This is a genomic window from Algibacter sp. R77976, assembly GCF_044594645.1.
Taxonomy (GTDB): Bacteria; Bacteroidota; Bacteroidia; order Flavobacteriales; family Flavobacteriaceae; genus Algibacter_B.
The window spans coordinates 374,967-394,020 of the sequence record NZ_CP138989.1; the positions used below are offsets into that span (position 1 = coordinate 374,967).

16 protein-coding genes are annotated in these 19,054 nt (G+C 32.2%); 3 read left to right on the top strand and 13 right to left on the bottom strand.

Going from position 1 to position 19,054, the window contains the following annotated elements; translation table 11 throughout:
- Positions 1-30 precede the first annotated feature (30 nt).
- From rlmN to SJY43_RS01775, 9 genes are all read right to left on the bottom strand, one after another.
- Positions 31-1,071 (bottom strand): 23S rRNA (adenine(2503)-C(2))-methyltransferase RlmN, encoded by a 1,041-nt coding sequence (gene rlmN / locus SJY43_RS01735; protein WP_396602127.1) that lies wholly within the window; start codon positions 1,069-1,071, stop codon positions 31-33.
- A 310-nt stretch (positions 1,072-1,381) separates the two neighbouring features.
- On the bottom strand, positions 1,382-2,431 hold the full coding sequence (queA, locus tag SJY43_RS01740) for a tRNA preQ1(34) S-adenosylmethionine ribosyltransferase-isomerase QueA (RefSeq protein ID WP_396602128.1): 1,050 nt from the start codon (positions 2,429-2,431) through the stop codon (positions 1,382-1,384).
- An 81-nt stretch (positions 2,432-2,512) separates the two neighbouring features.
- Complete coding sequence (locus SJY43_RS01745) at positions 2,513-3,736, bottom strand: 3-phosphoshikimate 1-carboxyvinyltransferase (protein WP_396602129.1); 1,224 nt, start codon at positions 3,734-3,736, stop codon at positions 2,513-2,515.
- Between the two features lie 120 nt (positions 3,737-3,856).
- Positions 3,857-4,183: a nucleotide pyrophosphohydrolase gene (locus tag SJY43_RS01750; RefSeq protein ID WP_396602130.1), complete on the bottom strand. Its 327-nt coding sequence runs from the start codon at positions 4,181-4,183 to the stop codon at positions 3,857-3,859.
- Positions 4,183-6,204 carry a DUF3857 domain-containing protein gene (locus SJY43_RS01755; protein ID WP_396602131.1) on the bottom strand — a complete coding sequence of 674 codons (2,022 nt, stop codon included), beginning with the start codon at positions 6,202-6,204 and terminating at the stop codon, positions 4,183-4,185. Before SJY43_RS01755 ends, SJY43_RS01750 begins: the two co-directional genes overlap by 1 nt.
- Positions 6,205-6,209: 5 nt before the next feature.
- Positions 6,210-8,117, bottom strand: a complete 1,908-nt coding sequence (locus tag SJY43_RS01760) for a DUF3857 domain-containing protein (RefSeq protein WP_396602132.1) — start codon at positions 8,115-8,117, stop codon at positions 6,210-6,212.
- A 260-nt stretch (positions 8,118-8,377) separates the two neighbouring features.
- Positions 8,378-8,830, bottom strand: coding sequence for a D-aminoacyl-tRNA deacylase (gene dtd, locus SJY43_RS01765; RefSeq protein WP_396602133.1), 453 nt, complete (start codon positions 8,828-8,830; stop codon positions 8,378-8,380).
- A gap of 140 nt (positions 8,831-8,970) precedes the next feature.
- Positions 8,971-9,915, bottom strand: coding sequence for a ribosome small subunit-dependent GTPase A (gene rsgA / locus SJY43_RS01770; RefSeq protein ID WP_396602134.1), 945 nt, complete (start codon positions 9,913-9,915; stop codon positions 8,971-8,973).
- Between the two features lie 45 nt (positions 9,916-9,960).
- Positions 9,961-10,593: a carboxypeptidase-like regulatory domain-containing protein gene (locus SJY43_RS01775; RefSeq protein ID WP_396602135.1), complete on the bottom strand. Its 633-nt coding sequence runs from the start codon at positions 10,591-10,593 to the stop codon at positions 9,961-9,963.
- 205 nt (positions 10,594-10,798) lie between these two features.
- Between SJY43_RS01775 and SJY43_RS01780 the strand changes: the two genes are divergently transcribed.
- Complete coding sequence (locus SJY43_RS01780) at positions 10,799-11,449, top strand: hypothetical protein (RefSeq protein ID WP_396602136.1); 651 nt, start codon at positions 10,799-10,801, stop codon at positions 11,447-11,449.
- Between the two features lie 66 nt (positions 11,450-11,515).
- Here the strand turns inward: SJY43_RS01780 and SJY43_RS01785 are convergent, their stop codons facing one another.
- The 4 genes from SJY43_RS01785 to SJY43_RS01800 form a co-directional block, all read right to left on the bottom strand.
- Complete coding sequence (locus tag SJY43_RS01785; protein WP_396602137.1) at positions 11,516-12,598, bottom strand: chorismate mutase; 1,083 nt, start codon at positions 12,596-12,598, stop codon at positions 11,516-11,518.
- A gap of 93 nt (positions 12,599-12,691) precedes the next feature.
- A complete protein-coding gene (locus SJY43_RS01790) occupies positions 12,692-13,543 on the bottom strand; it encodes a prephenate dehydrogenase (RefSeq protein WP_396602138.1) in 852 nt (283 codons plus the stop codon).
- A complete protein-coding gene (locus tag SJY43_RS01795) occupies positions 13,543-14,688 on the bottom strand; it encodes a pyridoxal phosphate-dependent aminotransferase (protein ID WP_396602139.1) in 1,146 nt (381 codons plus the stop codon). The genes SJY43_RS01790 and SJY43_RS01795 overlap by 1 nt, the downstream gene beginning before the upstream one ends.
- The gene (locus SJY43_RS01800; RefSeq protein WP_396602140.1) at positions 14,685-15,512 is read right to left on the bottom strand and encodes a prephenate dehydratase; all 828 of its coding nucleotides are present in this window, start codon (positions 15,510-15,512) and stop codon (positions 14,685-14,687) included. The genes SJY43_RS01795 and SJY43_RS01800 overlap by 4 nt, the downstream gene beginning before the upstream one ends.
- Before the next feature lie 330 nt (positions 15,513-15,842).
- Between SJY43_RS01800 and gldA the strand changes: the two genes are divergently transcribed.
- Both gldA and pta read left to right on the top strand, forming a co-directional pair.
- A complete protein-coding gene (gldA, locus tag SJY43_RS01805; RefSeq protein WP_396602141.1) occupies positions 15,843-16,739 on the top strand; it encodes a gliding motility-associated ABC transporter ATP-binding subunit GldA in 897 nt (298 codons plus the stop codon).
- Between the two features lie 222 nt (positions 16,740-16,961).
- Positions 16,962-19,052: a phosphate acetyltransferase gene (gene pta, locus SJY43_RS01810; RefSeq protein WP_396602142.1), complete on the top strand. Its 2,091-nt coding sequence runs from the start codon at positions 16,962-16,964 to the stop codon at positions 19,050-19,052.
- Positions 19,053-19,054 lie beyond the last annotated feature (2 nt).

Consider the following 19,054-nt stretch of genomic DNA (forward strand, 5'->3'; position numbering starts at 1 on the left):
TTTCAAATATAAGTCTTAGTATATAATTTTTTAACTTTTATTGGCTAATTGTCCGCAGGCTGCATCAATATCTTTACCTCTGCTTCGTCTTACAGTTACCGTAATATTATTTTTTTCTAACACTTGCACATACATATCTATGGCTTTAGATTGTGCTTGCTGAAACTCACCATCGTCTATAGGATTATATTCTATAATATTTACTTTGCTTGGTGCGAATTTGCAAAACTCAACTAAAGCATCCACATCTTTTCTTTTGTCGTTTATGCCGTCCCAAACGACATACTCATAAGTAATTCTGTTTTTTGTTTTGGCATACCAATATTGCAAAGCTTCTCTTAAATCGTTAAGCGGAAAGGTTGCGTTAAACGGCATTATGGATGTTCTTACCTCATCTATTGCAGAATGTAATGATACTGCCAACTTGAATTTAACATCATCGTCAGCCATTTTTTTAATCATTTTTGGCACACCAGATGTTGATACTACAATACGCTTAGGTGACATGCCTAAGCCTTCTGGCGATGTTATTTTATCTATGGCCTTAATAACGTTATTATAATTCATGAGTGGTTCTCCCATACCCATAAATACAATATTACTTAAAGGTCTGCTATGATACAATCTGCTTTCGTTATCGATAGCGACAACTTGGTCGTAAATTTCGTCTGGATTAAGGTTACGCATACGTTTTAGACGCGCAGTTGCACAAAACTTACAGTCTAAACTACAACCAACCTGACTAGACACACAGGCTGTTGTTCTGGTTTTTGTTGGTATTAAAACAGATTCTACAATTAAATCGTCATGCAGGCGTACGGCATTTTTTATGGTGCCATCGCTACTGCGTTGCATCTGATCGACCTTAATGTGGTTTATTACAAAGTTGTTTTCAAGCATTTGGCGGGTTTCTTTCGAAACGTTCGTCATATCCTCGAAACTATATGCCGCTTTTTGCCATAACCATTCGTAAACTTGATTACCTCGAAAGGCTTTATCGCCGTTTTCTACAAAGAATTCTCTAAGTTGCTCTTTGGTTAATGCGCGTATGTCTTTTTTATTGTTCGCCATAAGTTTTGCAAAAATAAGGAAAAAACCCTCCGCCTATCGGCACCTGCCCTTAAAAAAACGGGAGGGATTATTTCGATTGATATTAAGAATTTGAATTGAAGTTACGCATTGCATTAGGGATTGAACGGCATGTTTGAGCTCGCCGACGCAGGAGGAAGCGAGTAGTGAAATATTTATATTCATGAGTTCATTAATTTAAAATATAAACCAACGAACTAAAGCCCGACCCTTGGGGAATGCCCAAATAAAATTCAACACAAAAAAAAGCCCCTTAAAAAAAGAGGCTCTTATTATTTCGGTTTTACTGTAATTATATGATTAACATGGCATCTCCATAACTATAGAAGTTATACCCTTCTTTGATTGCCTCGTCGTAAGCACGTTTTATAAAATCGTGACCTGCGAATGCTGAAACCATCATTAACAATGTTGATTTTGGTGTGTGGAAGTTAGTAATCATAGCATTTGGTATGCTAAACTCGTATGGAGGAAAAATGAATTTGTTTGTCCAACCATCGTACTCGTTTAACTGCCCACTTGTAGACACAGCACTTTCTATAGCACGAACCGCAGTTGTACCTACGGCACAAATACGACGTTTTTCTTTAAGACCTCTGTTTACAATTTTAACCGCTTCTGCTTCGATTGTAAGCTCTTCGCTATCCATTTTATGCTTCGATAAATCTTCTACCTCTACTGGGTTAAAAGTTCCTAAACCAACGTGTAAAGTCACCTCTGCAAAGTTTACACCTTTAATTTCTAAACGCTTTAACAAGTGTCTTGAAAAGTGAAGTCCTGCTGTTGGAGCTGCTACTGCGCCTTCGTTTTTTGCAAAAATGGTTTGGTAACGCGCTTCATCTTCTGGCTCTACATCTCTTTTTATGTATTTTGGAAGTGGCGTTTGACCTAGTTCGCTTAATTTTATACGGAATTCTCTATAAGACCCATCATATAAAAAACGTAGTGTACGCCCTCTTGATGTTGTGTTATCTATAACTTCTGCAACTAAAGATTCGTCTTCACCAAAATATAATTTGTTTCCAATTCTTATTTTACGTGCTGGATCTACTAATACATCCCAAAGACGTTGCTCTTCGTTTAATTCTCTTAATAAAAACACTTCTATTCTTGCTCCTGTTTTTTCTTTATTACCATAAAGCCTTGCAGGAAATACTTTTGTATTGTTTAATACTAATACATCATCTTCATCAAAATAGTCAATAACATCCTTAAACATTTTATGTTCGATGGTTTGCTCTTTTCTATTAAGTACCATTAGACGAGATTCGTCTCTATTTTCAGCAGGATATTCTGCTAGACGTTCTTCTGGTAATTCGAAACCGAAGTGTGATAATTTCATATGTTAGTTTTAATTTATTTTTATGCGAAAGTTGCAAATATACAATCTCAACATAGGGGTTGTCAAGTAAATGACTGTTTATTATTTAGTTATTTGGAAACCAATGGATTCTAAGTCGTCCCAAAAGGTTGGATATGATTTAGAAACCACCATAGCATCTTCTATAATAATTGCTGTTTTTAATGCTAATGGAGCAAATGCCATTGCCATTCTATGATCGTTATACGTTGCAATTGGCACCATCGACTTAATATCTTTTGATGCTGAAAGATGTAATGATTTGTCTGTAATTTTTACTTCGCCTCCTAATTTTTCGATTTCGGTTTTTAAAGCTACTAATCTATCGGTCTCTTTAATTTTAAGTGTATGCAAACCTGTTAAATCGCAAGGCATACCTAATGCAAAACATGTTACTGCAATGGTTTGGGCAATGTCTGGCGCGTTTTTTAAATCTAATGTTAAAGGTTCTGTATTTGAAGTTTCTTTTTTTAGAGTTAACGCGTTTTGATTAAAAACTGTAGATACTCCAAAGTGTTTATATATGCCTACTAAAGCTGAATCGCCTTGAAGCGAGTTTTCTTTATATGAAGACAAAGTTATTTCTGTACCGACTTCACTTAAAGCTGCAATACTGAAATAATATGATGCAGAAGACCAATCTGACTCTACCGTTAATGTTTTAGGTTTTGAACTTTCTGTTTTTGGTTTTACGGTAATAGTGTTACCAATAAAAGAAGATTCTACGCCTATTTCGTCCAGTAAACTTAATGTCATGTTTATGTAAGGAACCGATGTAATTTCTCCTTCTAAGGTTAATTCGATGCCATTTTCTAATTTTGAAGCGATAAGCAATAGTGCCGAAATATACTGGCTACTAACATTGGCTTTTAAAGACACTTTATTTTTAGTAAGCTTAGACCCTTTAATTTTTATTGGAGGAAACCCTTCATTCTCTTCATAACTAATCTCAGCACCTAATTCTTGTAACGCTTCAACCAAAATTTTGATTGGGCGTTCTTTCATGCGTTTTGAGCCTGTTAAAATGGTTTCTCTACCTTCTTTTATTGAAAAATACGCCGTTAAAAAACGCATTGCTGTACCTGCGTGATGAATATCTACAACTTCTGATTGCGTACTTAATGCATTTGTCATTAAATTACTGTCATCGGAATTTGAAACATTTTCTAATTTAAACTCAGGAAACAAGGCTTGTAACAATAACAGTCTGTTAGATTCGCTTTTTGAACCCGTTATTTGTACTAAAGATTGCTTGGCTATATTTGATTTTTGAAGTGTAAAGTGCATGTTCTTAAATTTCTAATTTAAAGAAGTCGCGAATTTACTCGATAATCGAGATTAATGCTAAGAATTTTAGTGTTTTTTCTGGGTACCACTTAAACACTCTACACAAACCTTTCAAAATTGTTATTTTAATTTTTCGTTATTATGATGCCTATCGTGGTCTCGTTTTCCTTTCTTATCCATTCTTTTATTAAATGCACTTTGTAAATCGACTCCGGTTTGGTTTGCTAAACATAACACAACAAACATAACATCGGCAAGTTCTTCACCTAGGTCTTTGCCTTTATCACTTTCTTTTTCGCTTTGCTCGCCGTAACGCCTTGCTATAATTCTTGCCACTTCTCCTACTTCTTCAGTAAGCTGTGCCATATTGGTAAGCTCATTAAAATAACGAACACCATGTTCTTTAATCCAGTTATCTACTTCTTTTTGTGCGTTTTGAATATCCATTATCCTTTTGTTATAACTATTTGTTCTGCTTCTTTTTCTACGAGTTGACTAAAATACGTTTTTAAAGCATCATAATAAATAGGTGATATAATAGATTGATTAATTTGTGTTTTAATGGATATTTGGATGGTATTACCCTGACCAACCACTTTGTAATGAAACGCGCCTAAATTATCTGGTAATGCTATTGCGGCAGATTCTGGAATACTCTCGATTTTATAGCCTTCTGGAATTTTTAAATTGATTCTGTATGATGTTAAAGACGGGTAACCAAAATCTACTGGGAATTCTCTTTTTTCTAATTTAAATGGGTTTTCGGTAGTTTTATAGAAGAACAAAGGTGAAAAGTATATTTTATCACCTATAATATCAGCTTGATTATCTTTTTCAAAACTATACGATTCTGATATAGGTTTAGATAAATTTGACTCGTTTTTTACTTGGTAATCAGTAATCTCAATTCCATTATAATTATTCTCTAGTTTCTCTATAAAATCATCTTTATCAGTAGCGTTATATTTTTTTCTAAATAACAATGCCTTATGTTTGGTTTTAACACTTCTAATACTGCCGTCCAAAACCCCTTCTGCATTAACTTTTACCATCATGGTAATTGAATTATTAGACTTAGTCTTAGGATATAAATCTATTAGCTCTGAACTACCATTTTCAGCCACAAGTCTACCTTGCCAATTTAAAGCTCTAAAAGGCAAAACATTTGGTGCTGCGTATTCACTTGTAGCATCCAACAATACTACCGAATTATCTGGCAATTTCACCGAAGCAACTACATAATTATACCCCTCTCTAGTTGGAAACAAGGGTATTCCATGAGTTCTTGTACTCACCAAAACGGGGTTTGAATTTATACCAGCATATCTTAACATAGCCGTTAGCATTAAATTAATATCGCCACTATTACCAACATGGTCTTTAAAGGCCTTTTTAACACTATCCGCGTAAAAACCATAATAGCCATTCCATTTAACTTGCGACTTTACAAAATTAAATATCAATTCCATTTTTTCTGCAGGATCTGAAATAGTATTAACTAAAGCATCAATATCTTTCTTAAAATAAGCTGCTTTCTCTAATTCGCCCCCAAACCTTTCACTTTTGTAGATCCTGTCAACAACAGCTTGCCATGAGGTAGAGTAAGTTTTTGGATATGAGTCTGGAAATTGGGTATATGAGAGTTCATATTTAGCTGATGACCTATAATTATTTATATTATTAACATAAGGTTCGTCTTTAAGCGCTGGAATGTTTTCTAAATTGTATTTACTAATTTGTTTATTAAATTTCACTTCTGAAGTACTAATTGTTGCTGCTGTTAACCCAGTATTATTTCCTTTTATAGTAGATCTTGTTTTATTGGTAAATGAAATAACACCTTGACTATATTCTATTGTGGGAACTATGCTTAAAAAGCCTTTAGTACTTAATTTAAAGGTGTAATACTCGGGCACTTCAAAACTTGCCTCTAGTTTTTTTATAGGTATAGTATGCTGAAAAACAAACTCATCTACATTGGACCAAAAAGGTGAGTTTATTTTATACTTATATTCTATAATGGTGCCTTGTTTTATATTAGGCATTGTAAATTTAACTTCATTGGTATACTTGTTGGCTTCAGACTTGAATATGTCACTCTTATTTAATTTCACTTCAACTATTTTACCGTTTTCTAAGTTATACGTATAAGCCTTTAATGTTGAAATTTTTTCTTGACTCCCCGTACTACCTTTATAAAGTCTTAATCGTTTAGTAGCATAATTAAATCCTTCTTGGTTATATATTTTTAAGCGCTCATGCACCTCTGTTATTAACTCAAAACCATCATCTTTTCTATATTCATCATAAGTTTTTCTAAATTTATATAGGTAAGCAGCATTAGCTGATGAATCGATTGAACATACTGTTTCTTTTAATTCCTCTTTAGAAATTTTACCAAATTTAAAATCTTGAGATAATGCTGTAAGTGAAAAACATAAGCTCATTATTAATACTGTATTTCTCATTGATGCTATTTTTTAATTAATGCTATTTTTGTATTATCTAGTTTGGTTACTTCTTTGTAAAAACTTCTAAAACTGGAATAATCTTCTTTAGGAAACTCGCCGTCGTTAATTATAAACTCCCGTTTATAAACAAGTGTGTTTTCATCTTTTACTCTAATTTCAGTATTGTAACTCCCAAACTTATTTTCTATTGTTGCATTTTTAGGTAATGATTCAACTTTATATTCTGAAGGCAGTTCAATTTCATATTCATCAACATCTTTAAATCCTCGTTTTATTTTAAGAGGAAACTTTCTATTTCTGTAACGATCTGGCACATGCGTATTTCTATTTAAAGCATTTATTGTGAGCAACATTCTATCTCCAATTTTTTTGGTATAATTAGCTGCATTAAATTGGATATGCTCAATAAATTCTGAATCTGTTTTATTGTTTTTTATATCCATACTGCTTATTGAAAGACCATTAACATAACGCCAACGGTTTTTGTAATGTTTATCTAAATCTCTTTCAGGCTCGGTTTCTAACCAATATTTGTCATCGTATTGAATGCCTTTTGAATTCATAAGTGCATCAGCATTAAGCGTACCCTCATTCGAAACACTATAATATCCTTTAATGGATTGACTATTATCTTCCACTTTATATTTTTTGGTGTGTTTAATTTTCCCTCCTTCTGGAGTAATTACTAGCACATCTCTATCATCAGTAAAATCGCCAATAAAACCAAAAGGCAGTTTTTGGCTTGTGCATTCTAACCAAATATCATCTCCTTCTACAGGTATATTAAGAATCGCATGATTTCCCATCATTGCAGCAAAATCGGTTTCAAAATTTCTTTGAGATTTTCCTGCGTAAACAACTGTATAATTAGATTTTATTCCAACAGCTTGTAAAAGTGCCATCGTATAATTTGTAAGTGCTTTACAATCGCCATACCCTAATCTATCAACTTCTGAAGCATTAAAAGGTTTCCAACCGCCAATACCAACTTGCACGCTTATATATCTTACTTTATCCTGAACAAATTGATATACTTTTTTTGCCTTTGCCATATCATCTGGTTCATCTTTTACCAAATTTTGAATCATGGCAATGGTACTTTCTGATAAATCATGGGTGTCTTTAATTAAATCATGATACATCCATTTTGCAAAATCGTCCCAATTTTCTACTTCAGAATGAACCCCTTCCAAAGTAAATTGTTTTGATGCTACGAGTACCTTAGGCGCCATATCAAAAAATGCTGGCGCATATTTTTCTGGTTTTACAGCAGGGATATTTTCTACTTTATAGCTAATGCTTCCAATAGTTTCTTTTTTTATTAACTCGAAACCACCAAAGTTCTTTTCTTTTGTTCTTATGGTCAATTCACTAGGGAAATTAAGTTGATAAGAACTATTTTCAACACTTACAAAATAATCATCAAAAGGTATAAAAGACTGAATAAATGCGGTATTACTACTTAACGTTTCGCAAGTATATTCTATGGTATAAGGGTAATTAATTGGAGTATACTCTAGGTATTTTACTCTGGAGTCTGAATATAATGAAACGCCATCAACAGCGCTAATATCTTTAAAATCATTCTTCTTAATTTTCTTGATTTGAGCGCCCAAGTTGTTATAAACTAAAACTTCTAAATTTTTTACCCTAACATTATTGTCGTAGTGTATATAAGCATTAATAACATCATCACCTTCTTTATTTAAAACAGTTACAATCCTTTTTATCGTTACAGACATTTGACTAGAAGACAATAAGTCAACATGAACATTATTAGACCGTATTACAGCATTTGCATTTTGACTAAGATTATCTGAAATAGTGAAACTTGTAAGTAAATTATCTTGAGGGTAAGTGTTTGATATTATTAATAGAAAAAAAAAACTTAAAATGTACTTTATATTCATGCTTTAGGTTTAGTTGTCTCGTTGAATGAATAAAAATAGCTTATTGAAACTATCATTTATATGAGAAAAGTCATTTTCCAATTAAAAACTACTGTAGTTTTTAATTAAAATCTTACACTAAAAATAATAAAACACACTAATACGATGTAATTAAATTCGCTAAAAAGCATTTTTGTTCTCCAAAGGGAAAAGATATTAATTTGAAGATTAATACTGAAAAATTCTTAATGGAGTAAATGCCTGACCAAATATCGAAATCTCTATTCTTTATTTTTACTATCTATAATAATTGTTACCGGGCCATCGTTTAGTAATTCAACTTTCATATCTGCTCCAAATTGTCCTGTTTGTATAGGCTTACCTAGATCTATTTCAAGTAGTTTAACGAAATTTTCATAAAGCGGAATAGCGATATCTGGTTTTGCGGCTTTAATATAACTGGGTCGGTTTCCTTTTTTGGTTAAGGCATGTAAAGTGAATTGGCTTACCACAATAACATCCCCTTTTGTATCTTTTAAAGACCTATTCATCACACCGTTTTCATCTCCAAAAATTCTAAGATTCACAGTTTTGTTTGAAAGCCAATTAATGTCTTCTTGAGAATCTTCATCTACAATACCTAAAAGTATTAACAGTCCGTTTTCTATTGACGCTACTTTTTCACCTTCAATAGTTACACTTGCATTTGATACTCTTTGGATGACTGCTTTCATAATGGCCTCGCCCTAACTCTCTCCGATGGAGAGGGAACTGTTTCGGGTGATAAATACTTTTTTAAATTTTACTTTTTTATCTAGAAATAAATTCTTTTTTTTTAGCCTTCAGCTTTTAGGGAAAATTTAGTTGGGGCTTTTTATTCCCAAGTATCTGTTCGATAGTGTTCATCTTCTCCTTCTAGAATTTGCATGTAACTTCTATAACGCGAGTATGCAATCTCATCATTGTCTAATGCAGCTTTAACAGCGCATTTTGGTTCTTTTAAATGCAGGCAATTATTAAATTTGCAGTCTTGTTTTAATTTGAATATTTCAGGAAAATAGTCACCAACTTCTTCTTTATCCATATCAACAACGCCAAAACCTTTTATTCCTGGTGTATCTATAATTTTTGCATCAAAACTTAAATCGAACATTTCGGCAAACGTCGTGGTGTGCTGTCCTTGGCTATATAAGGTTGATATCTCTTTAGTTTTAATATTCAACGCAGGCTCTATAGCATTTACAAGCGTAGACTTTCCAACTCCAGAATGCCCAGAAAACATGCTTGTTTTACCGTGCATTAAGGCCTTAACTTTATCTACATTTTTTCCTGTTTTTGCAGAAACACCAATACATTCGTATCCTATTTCTCTATAAATATGCGCTAAAAAACGAACCTCGTTTAAAGTCTCTTCATCATAGGTGTCAACCTTATTAAATAATAAAACGGTTTTAATTGAATACGCTTCTGCTGTTACTAAAAATCGGTCAATAAAACTGGTAAGTGTTGGCGGGTTATTTATGGTAATCATCAGGAAAACCTGATCTAAATTAGCCGCAATAATATGGGTTTGCTTCGATAGGTTTACAGATTTTCTTACTATATAATTCGTTCTATCATGAATGTTATGAATCACGCCCGTTTCAGTATTATTATCTGTTTCTAATTCAAAATCTACAACATCACCAACCGCAATTGGGTTGGTACTTTTTATGCCTTTAATTCTGAATTTTCCTTTAATACGGCATTCGTAAGTTTGGCCTAAATCGGTTTTTACCGTATACCAACTTCCTGTAGATTTATAAACGTGTCCTGTCATTCATTAGATTATACTACAAAATAACAATTTTTAAATTGATTTACATTAACCTCTAATTGCTTTTTTAGGGGATAATCGTTTTCCATCGGCTATAATATTTATTATATAAATTCCTGCTGGATAGTTACTCAGGTCTATCTCTATATTTTTTAGCGCCATTTGCCGCTCTTCTATTTTGATTAATTTACCTGATATATTTGAAACATGAACTTTAACTTTGTTGTAATCATTTAATAAATTGAGTTGAAAGATTCCGTTTTTTGACGGGTTTGGGTATAGCTTTTCTGTGATTATACTAGAATTCAAGTTACAACTCTTAACTACTACACCGTGCACGCCACAACAAAGGGTTCTACAATAATGGCTTGAATAAGCCACTAAATTCACTTCATCTAAAAGAACATTACCACTTAAAACGATAGAATTAGATTTTTTATCCGAAACTATTACGGAATCAGTATCATAACCTAAATAGGTAATTAAAAGTGTATCTGTTTTTTTAGTTTCAATTTCATAGTTTCCATTACTGTCAGATACGGTGCCTATTCTAGTATTCTTAATGGTAATATTAGCGCCATCAAGTGGACCAAACTCATCTGCAACAGTTCCTTTAAAAATAGTTTGTGAAAACGTAATAATTGGTACTAAAAAAAATAAAATTGTAGTAGTTCGTTTCATGATTTGCATATTTTGGTTTATGCTTCAAACCTAAACTAAACACGAAATTATAAAAAGTACTAATGAGTGAATGCAACCTTTGAGGTCGTAAACTGTCTATAATAAAACAAAAGCTTAAGCATTTTTTTAAATTAAAACGCCATTTTAACGTAAGGGAATCTTTATATTAGCTTTTTAATCATATAAAATTTCAAAAATCAACAACATGAAAAAAATTTTATTCTCAATTCTACTTTTAACAGCAATTACAAATGCAAAAGCACAAACTAATCTTTATGAAAACCCTGAGTTTGACGAGATAGCAAAAACGCATAAAATAATTGCCGTAGTACCTTTTAAAACTCAAGTAAAACTTAGACCTAAACAAATGAAAGACATGAGTAGTGAACAACTTCATAGGCTTGAAAAATCAGAAGGTGAAGGTATTCAATCTGCCATGTATTCGTGGTTTTTAAAAAGAAAAAAACGTGGAAAATTAACATCCTTAGAAGTTCAAGATCCAAAAACCACCACAGCTTTATTAAAAAGAAATGATATTGATTATGATAATGTAACAGATTACACACCTCAAGAACTTGCAAAAATTCTTGAAGTAGATGCGGTTATAACTGGCGAATTTGAAACCAACAAACCAATGTCTGAAGGTGCATCAGTAGCACTTGGAGTATTAGTAGGCTTTTGGGGAAGCACTAATAATGCTATTGTAAACATGAGTGTACATAATGCTAAAGACGGCGTATTACTATGGAATTACAATAAAAAAGTAAGAGGAAGCATTGGAAGCTCCCCAGAAGACTTAATAAACATTTTAATGCGAAAAGCTTCAAGAAGGTTAGCTTATACAAAAAACGATTAAACGGAAATATTAAAAAAATAAAAAAGCCTCGCAATTGCGAGGCTTTTTTTTATCCTAATTCGAATACTATCCGTTAATTACTTTTTCTTGATGATTAATAGATTCTTGGTGAACCGCTTTAAACATTCTTAAAATAAACTCTTCGCTTAAACCATGTTGCTCTCCTTCTAAAACCATTTTTCCTAAAATCTCGTTCCATCGTTTAGATTGTAATACAGCAACATTTTTCTGCTTTTTAAGTGCTCCAATACCATCAGAAGACTTCATACGCTTTCCTAATAATTCGATGATTTGATTGTCAACCACATCAATCTGAGCTCTTAAGTTATTTAAAGTCTTATTATATTCTTCCTCTTCGTTAGATTCTTTTCTGATTTTTAAATCTTTCATAATTTGGATTAAAGTAGATGGTGTAACTTGTTGTGCAGCATCACTCCATGCATTTTCTGGATCGTAATGTGTTTCAATCATTAACCCATCAAAATTTAAATCTAAAGCTTCTTGAGAAACCTCATGAATCATATCTCTTTTTCCTGTAATATGAGATGGATCGTTAATTAATGGAATGTCTGGGTATTTATTTTGAAACTCGATAGCCAATTGCCATTCTGGAGTATTACGGTATTTAGTTTTAGCATACGTAGAGAAACCCCTATGAATAGCACCAATGTTTTTAACACCAGAACTATAAATTCTCTCGATACCACCTAACCACAACGCTAAATCTGGATTAACAGGGTTTTTTACTAACACAGGCTTATCTGTACCTTGTAAAGCATCTGCAATTTCTTGCATGATAAAAGGAGATACTGTAGAACGTGCTCCAATCCATAACATATCTATATCGTGTTCTAAAGCTAGTTTTACGTGAGCCGCATTAGCAACCTCTGTACAAACCTTCATACCTGTTTCAGCCTTAACTTTTTGTAACCATTTTAAACCTAAAGCGCCAACACCTTCAAAATTTCCTGGTCTAGTTCTTGGTTTCCAGATACCAGCTCTAAAATAACTTACATCTGTATCTTTCAATTCGTGAGCAATTTTTAATACTTGCTCTTCAGTTTCTGCACTACATGGACCTGCAATTACTAATGGATGATTTAAGTTTAAATCATCTAACCAGGTTCTCATTTCTTTTGTGTTTTCCATAATTGTAATAAAATTTCAAAATTCAAATTCCAAATTCCAAGCTATTTTCAGTTTCAAATTGGAATTTGATGTATTCTTTTTTTTGTGTTTAGTTTAATGTATTCCTTTTAAAATATCTTTTATATGATTTGTGTTTTCCATCTCATTAAAAATGGCATCAAAATCATCTTTTTTCATTAACTCTTTAAAATGCGTGAGATTGTTTATATACTCTTCTAGCGTTTCAATAACATTTGCCTTATTTTGTTTAAAAATTGGTGTCCACATTTCTGGCGAACTTTTTGCCAAACGCACCGTAGATGCAAATCCACTACCAGCCATATCAAAAATATCGCGTTCGTTTCTTTCTTTATCAATTACCGTTTTCCCTAACATAAACGAGCTTATATGTGACAAATGCGACACATAAGCGATATGTTTATCGTGGTCTTTGGGGTTCATGTAACGAATACGCATCCCAATATCTGTAAATAACTTTAATGCTTTTTCTTGTAATTTAAATGTTGTTTTTTCAACCTCACAAACAATATTTGTTTTTCCAATAAACAGCCCTTCAATAGCTGCCGTTGGTCCAGAATGTTCTGTTCCTGCAATAGGGTGCATGGCTAAAAAATTTCTGCGTTTTGGATGATTTTCAACAGCCTTACAAATAGCTTCCTTAGTTGATCCTGCATCAACTACCAAACCGTTATCTGATATTTTATCTAAAATAGTTGGCAATAATTTTACTGTAGCATCAACTGGAATTGAAACTATTACTAAATCGGCATTCCCAAGATCGTCTAAAGTCGCTTTTTTATCAATTAGGTTTAACTCTAGAGCTTTATTAAGTGTTGCATCTTTTCTACTAATACCATGGATAATCACATCTGGATTATTCTTTTTGATATCAATAGCAAGGCTACCTCCTATTAAACCGACTCCTATGGCGTATATATTTTTCATTATTTCACTCTAGCTATTGCTTCTTCTAAAACTTCTGTTGATGCACATAAAGAAAACCTTATGTAACCTTCACCTTGAGTTCCAAATATGGTTCCCGGTGTTATAAAAATATGATTCTCTTTAAGTACTAAATCTATAAATTCTTCAGACTTTAAATATGCTGGCAATTTTGCCCAAACAAAAAGCCCTGAAGCTTCTTTATCATAAGTACAATTTAATGCATCGGCTAATTTCCAAACTAATTTTCTACGGCCTTCATATACATTATTTAATGTAGCAAACCACATGCTTGAACATTTTAAAGCTTCAATAGCGCCCTTTTGTATGCCATAAAACATACCAGAATCCATATTGCTTTTAACCTTCAAAATATTATTAATATGCTCGTTTGCTCCCACAACCATTCCTACGCGCCAACCTGCCATGTTAAAGGTTTTACTTAAAGAGTTTAACTCTAAGCATACATCTTTAGCGCCTTCAACACTTAATATACTCTTAGGAGAATCGTTTAATATAAAACTGTAAGGATTATCATTTACAATTAAAATATTATTACGTTTTCCAAAAGCTACTAATTCTTCAAACACATATTTACTAGGCTTGGCTCCTGTTGGCATATGCGGATAGTTTACCCACATTAACTTCACCTTGCTTAAATCTTTACGCTCTAAAGCTTTAAAATCTGGCATCCAATTGTTTGCTTCATCAAGCTCATATAATACACCCTTTGCCCCTACTAATTTTGTTACCGATTGGTAGGTTGGATACCCTGGATTTGGAATCAATACTTCATCACCTTCATTTAAATAAGCCAATGAAATATGCATAATTCCCTCTTTACTTCCCATTAAAGGAAGTATTTCTGTTGCTGGACTTAAATTTACAGAAAACTGCGTTTTGTAAAATCTAGATATAGCATCTCTTAGTTCTGGAAGCCCTTGATAGCCTTGATATTTATGAGCAATAGGGTTTTCAATACTTGCAGAAATAGCAGACAACACCTTTTTTGGCGGCTGCAAATCTGGACTCCCAATACCTAAATTAATAACAGGCTTTCCGTTTGCTATAAGCAAATTTACTTCTCTTAATTTTTTAGAAAAGTAATATTCTTCAACGGTTTGTAACCTGTTAGCTGGCTCAATCATAATTTTGCATTTTTATATTCTCCTAACACTTTAAATTCTTCGCCCATAATATCTATTATAGATTTTGCTTTTTTAAAATCTAAATAGTTTTCAAAAGTAACATCTACAAAAAAAGCATACTTCCAAGGTGTTTCAACAATTGGTAAGGATTGAATTTTTGTTAAATTCAGCCTACAATCGCTCATCACGTTTAAAATAGTGGCGAGACTTCCTCGTTTATGATTTGCTTCAAATTTTACTGAAGCTTTACTTATTTCATTTTCTGGCACTTCAGAATTTGTACGTTTTACAATTACAAAACGGGTTTCATTGTGCTTTATAGTCTGTATGCTATGCGCCAAAATATCTAACTCGAAAATTTCAGCAGCTGCAACACTTGCAATAGCCGCAATTCCAGGCAATTTATGCTCTTGAATACGACGTGCAACCTCGGCAGTATCTTTATCTTCAACTAATTTGATATGCGGATGTAGTTTAAAAAACTCCTTACATTGCAACAATGCCATAGGATGAGAATATACTTCCTTAATATCTTCAATTTTTTGATTTGGTAAAGCCATTAAATTATGCTGAATATCTAAATAATGCTCACCTACAATATGCAAACCGTACTTATCAATTAATGCATAATTTGGTATTATAGAACCTGCAATAGAATTCTCTAAGGCCATTATAGCAGCATCACACTCTTCTGTAATTAAAGCATCTACAACGCTATCAAAGGTCATACACTCAATAACATCAACAGGGGTATTAAAAAACTCCTGTGATACTATGTGGTGAAATGATCCTATTACACCTTGTATGGCTACTGTTTTTATCAAAATTTAATTTTTCTATAGTTCTAAATTCAATCTAATACGGGCTAAACAAAAAAAAGTCTCGATTTTCATCGAGACTCATATTCTAATTTATTATTATAAATTATACATACAACGCCTCGTTCTTTTTGCTAAAAAAGAAATAGAACCAGTTGCTAAAATATGTATAACCTGTTGTCATTGTCATAATTGAGTGGCTAAAGTAATTATTATTTTAAGAATACAAAATACTATAAAACCTTTTTTTTATTTTTCTGAAAAGTTTTAAAGATTTTATAGTAAAAGTCTTGTTACATTGGATAATCATTTATTTTTGAACAAATTATTTTAATTATGTCTATTGAAGTTGAAGGGGTAACCAAAATATATGGCAATCAAAAAGCCTTAAACAACATATCTTTTAAAGTTGGCAAACCAGAAATTGTTGGTTTTTTAGGCCCAAATGGAGCAGGAAAATCGACTATGATGAAAATTTTAACTACTTATTTAAAAGTAAACAAAGGGCAAATTAAAGTAAATGGCTATAATTTAGATAGTAATTCAAAAGAGGTACAAAAAAGTGTAGGCTACCTTCCTGAGCATAACCCATTATATTTAGAGCAATACGTTAAAGAGTATTTAACCTTTAACGCAAAAATATACGGAGTTAGCAAACAGCGTATTAATGATGTTATTGAATTAACAGGACTTACTCCAGAGGCCCATAAAAAAATAAATCAACTTTCAAAAGGCTACAGACAACGTGTTGGCTTAGCTAATGCTTTGTTGCACGACCCAGATGTTTTAATTTTAGACGAACCTACAACAGGTTTAGACCCAAACCAATTAGTTGATATTAGGAATCTTATAAAATCTATCGGAATAACAAAAACAATATTCCTGTCAACTCACATCATGCAGGAAGTTGAAGCCATGTGCGATCGTGTTATAATTATAAATAAAGGTGAAATAGTTGCCGATAAAAAACTAAAAGATCTTAGAGACGAAAACGAACAAATTGTTATTGTAGAGTTTGACTACCGTGTAGAAGATGCTTTTTTACTAAAACTCCCAAAGGTTGAAAACGTTATAAATACTCATGATTTTGTTTATGAAATAACTTTTAAAACATCAGAAGATATGCGTTCTTATGTTTTTGATTTTGCTCATGATAATCAATTAAAAATTCTTCAATTAAACCAAAAGAATGCAAGTTTAGAGAGTATGTTTAGAGAATTAACTAATCAATAAATTGGTGAAATTATTTTTTTACATCATTTTCTATAGAAAACTACTTTTAAAAGCTATTTTTACTTAAATTGGTTAACCAATTTAATTTATGACAAATATCATCTAAACATTGATATTCTGATAGTAATTTTGTCCCATGATTAATTATAAATTATAAGTACTTAAATACATAAAACCAATAAAAAGGTTTAAAAGTATTTTTCACTTAACTAAATAGATATAATGAGTAAAGGAATTTATGTTGCTACTATAGAACCAAATAGTGGTAAATCAGTAGTAGTGCTTGGTTTAATGCGTATGCTTTTAGGTAAAACCGCTAAAGTAGGATACTTTAGACCAATTATTGAAGATACAGTAGATGGAGAAATGGATAACCATATTAATACGGTTGTGTCTTATTTCGAGTTAGATATAAATTATAAAAAAACGTTTGCTTATACAAGGAGTGAGGTTTTAGATTTATATAACAAAGGAAAGTCTGGCGATGTTATTGATGAAATAATTAAGAAATATAAATATCTTGAAGAGCGATTTGATTTTGTTCTAGTAGAAGGTACCGATTTCTCGCATGAAAATTCAAGTTTAGAATTAGATATTAATCTTTTAATTTCTAAAAATTTAGGCTTACCAGCCATTATAGTTTCTCAAGGTGATGGAAAATCATTATCTGAAGTTGTAGAGAATGTTCAATTAGCACACGACGCTTTCAAAGAAGAAGTAGATGTGCTTTCGATAATGACTAACAAAGTTAACCCTGGTGATGTTGAAACACTAAAATCCCTTTTAAAAACAAGGATAAATAGTGGAACAGACATTACTGTAATCCCTAAAATTAACAGTTTAGCCAGCCCAACAATTAAAGAAATTACTAAAAATTTAGGTGGTAATATACTTTTTGGAAAAGATATGATTAACAATCAATCTGAAAATTATAGTGTTGGTGCTATGCAATTACGTAATTACCTAACCCATTTAAAAGAAAATGCGTTAGTTATAACTCCAGGCGATAGAGCCGATATTATTTTAGGCGCATTACAAGCAAATATTTCGAAAAATTACCCTAAAATTTCTGGAATTGTTTTAACGGGAGGATTAATTCCTGAAGATTCTATTTTAAAATTAATTGAAGGGCTTTCAAGTGTTGTACCAATAGTTAGTGTTAAACAAGGAACCTTTAGCATAACCAATAGAATTGGTAAAATTCGTTCTAGGATTTACGCTGAAAACACCGAAAAAATTGAAACTTCGATAGCTACTTTTGAACAACATGTAGCTACTAAAAAGCTTTCTGAAGACTTAGTTACCTTTCAATCTGATATTTTCACGCCTAGAATGTTTCAATACAATCTGTTACAACGTGCATTGAAAGATAAAAAACACATTGTACTTCCTGAAGGTTATGACGAACGCGTTTTACGTGCTGCCGCTAAATTAATCGATGCTCATGTTGTAGAATTAACATTAATCGGTGAAAAAGAAAGAATACAAGAACTTATTATAAAACATGATATTCCTTTAAATATTGATGATATTAATATTGTTGATCCTCAAAATTCACCTCACTTTAAAGATTATGTAAATACTTTTTATGAACTTAGAAAACATAAAAATGTAAACTTAGATATGGCAAGAGATACCATGACAGATGTTTCTTATTTTGCTACTATGATGATTTACAAAGGACATGCAGATGGTATGGTTTCTGGTGCTGTACACACAACGGCCCACACATTACGTCCTGCTTTACAGTTTATAAAAACAAAACCTGGAGCAAATATTGTGTCTTCAGTTTTCTTTATGTGTTTAGAAGATAGAGTATCTATTTTCGGAGATTGTGCTATTAATCCAAATCCTAATGCAGAACAGTTAGCAGAAATAGCTGTTTCATCAGCAAAAACGGCTAAGGATTTTGGTGTTGAACCTAAAGTTGCTATGCTATCGTATTCTTCTGGCTCATCAGGAAAAGGTGAAGATGTAGAACGTGTTAGAAAAGCAACAGAAATAGCAAAAGCACAAGATCCTAACTTAAAAATTGAGGGTCCAATTCAATATGATGCTGCAGTTGATATGCGTATTGGAAAAAGTAAATTACCAGATTCTGAAGTTGCAGGACAAGCAAGTGTATTAATTTTTCCAGATTTAAATACAGGAAACAACACATACAAAGCGGTGCAACGTGAAACTGGTGCATTGGCAATTGGCCCAATGCTACAAGGATTAAACAAACCCGTAAATGATTTAAGTAGAGGCTGTACTTCAGATGATATTTACAGTACCGTAATTATAACCGCAATTCAAGCTCAAGACCTTTAAGA

Bases quoted from the DNA above. Each gene is read 5' to 3' on its own strand.
- SJY43_RS01780 (WP_396602136.1), top strand. From the start codon at position 10,799: ATGAAAAAAATTTTATTCTCAATTCTACTTTTAACAGCAATTACAAAT.
- rlmN (WP_396602127.1), bottom strand. From the start codon at position 1,071: ATGGCGAACAATAAAAAAGACATACGCGCATTAACCAAAGAGCAACTT.
- SJY43_RS01785 (WP_396602137.1), bottom strand. From the start codon at position 12,598: ATGGAAAACACAAAAGAAATGAGAACCTGGTTAGATGATTTAAACTTA.
- pta (WP_396602142.1), top strand. From the start codon at position 16,962: ATGAGTAAAGGAATTTATGTTGCTACTATAGAACCAAATAGTGGTAAA.
- SJY43_RS01760 (WP_396602132.1), bottom strand. From the start codon at position 8,117: ATGAATATAAAGTACATTTTAAGTTTTTTTTTTCTATTAATAATATCA.
- SJY43_RS01795 (WP_396602139.1), bottom strand. From the start codon at position 14,688: ATGATTGAGCCAGCTAACAGGTTACAAACCGTTGAAGAATATTACTTT.
- SJY43_RS01755 (WP_396602131.1), bottom strand. From the start codon at position 6,204: ATGAGAAATACAGTATTAATAATGAGCTTATGTTTTTCACTTACAGCA.
- queA (WP_396602128.1), bottom strand. From the start codon at position 2,431: ATGAAATTATCACACTTCGGTTTCGAATTACCAGAAGAACGTCTAGCA.
- SJY43_RS01775 (WP_396602135.1), bottom strand. From the start codon at position 10,593: ATGAAACGAACTACTACAATTTTATTTTTTTTAGTACCAATTATTACG.
- SJY43_RS01790 (WP_396602138.1), bottom strand. From the start codon at position 13,543: ATGAAAAATATATACGCCATAGGAGTCGGTTTAATAGGAGGTAGCCTT.
- SJY43_RS01750 (WP_396602130.1), bottom strand. From the start codon at position 4,183: ATGGATATTCAAAACGCACAAAAAGAAGTAGATAACTGGATTAAAGAA.
- dtd (WP_396602133.1), bottom strand. From the start codon at position 8,830: ATGAAAGCAGTCATCCAAAGAGTATCAAATGCAAGTGTAACTATTGAA.
- SJY43_RS01745 (WP_396602129.1), bottom strand. From the start codon at position 3,736: ATGCACTTTACACTTCAAAAATCAAATATAGCCAAGCAATCTTTAGTA.
- gldA (WP_396602141.1), top strand. From the start codon at position 15,843: ATGTCTATTGAAGTTGAAGGGGTAACCAAAATATATGGCAATCAAAAA.
- rsgA (WP_396602134.1), bottom strand. From the start codon at position 9,915: ATGACAGGACACGTTTATAAATCTACAGGAAGTTGGTATACGGTAAAA.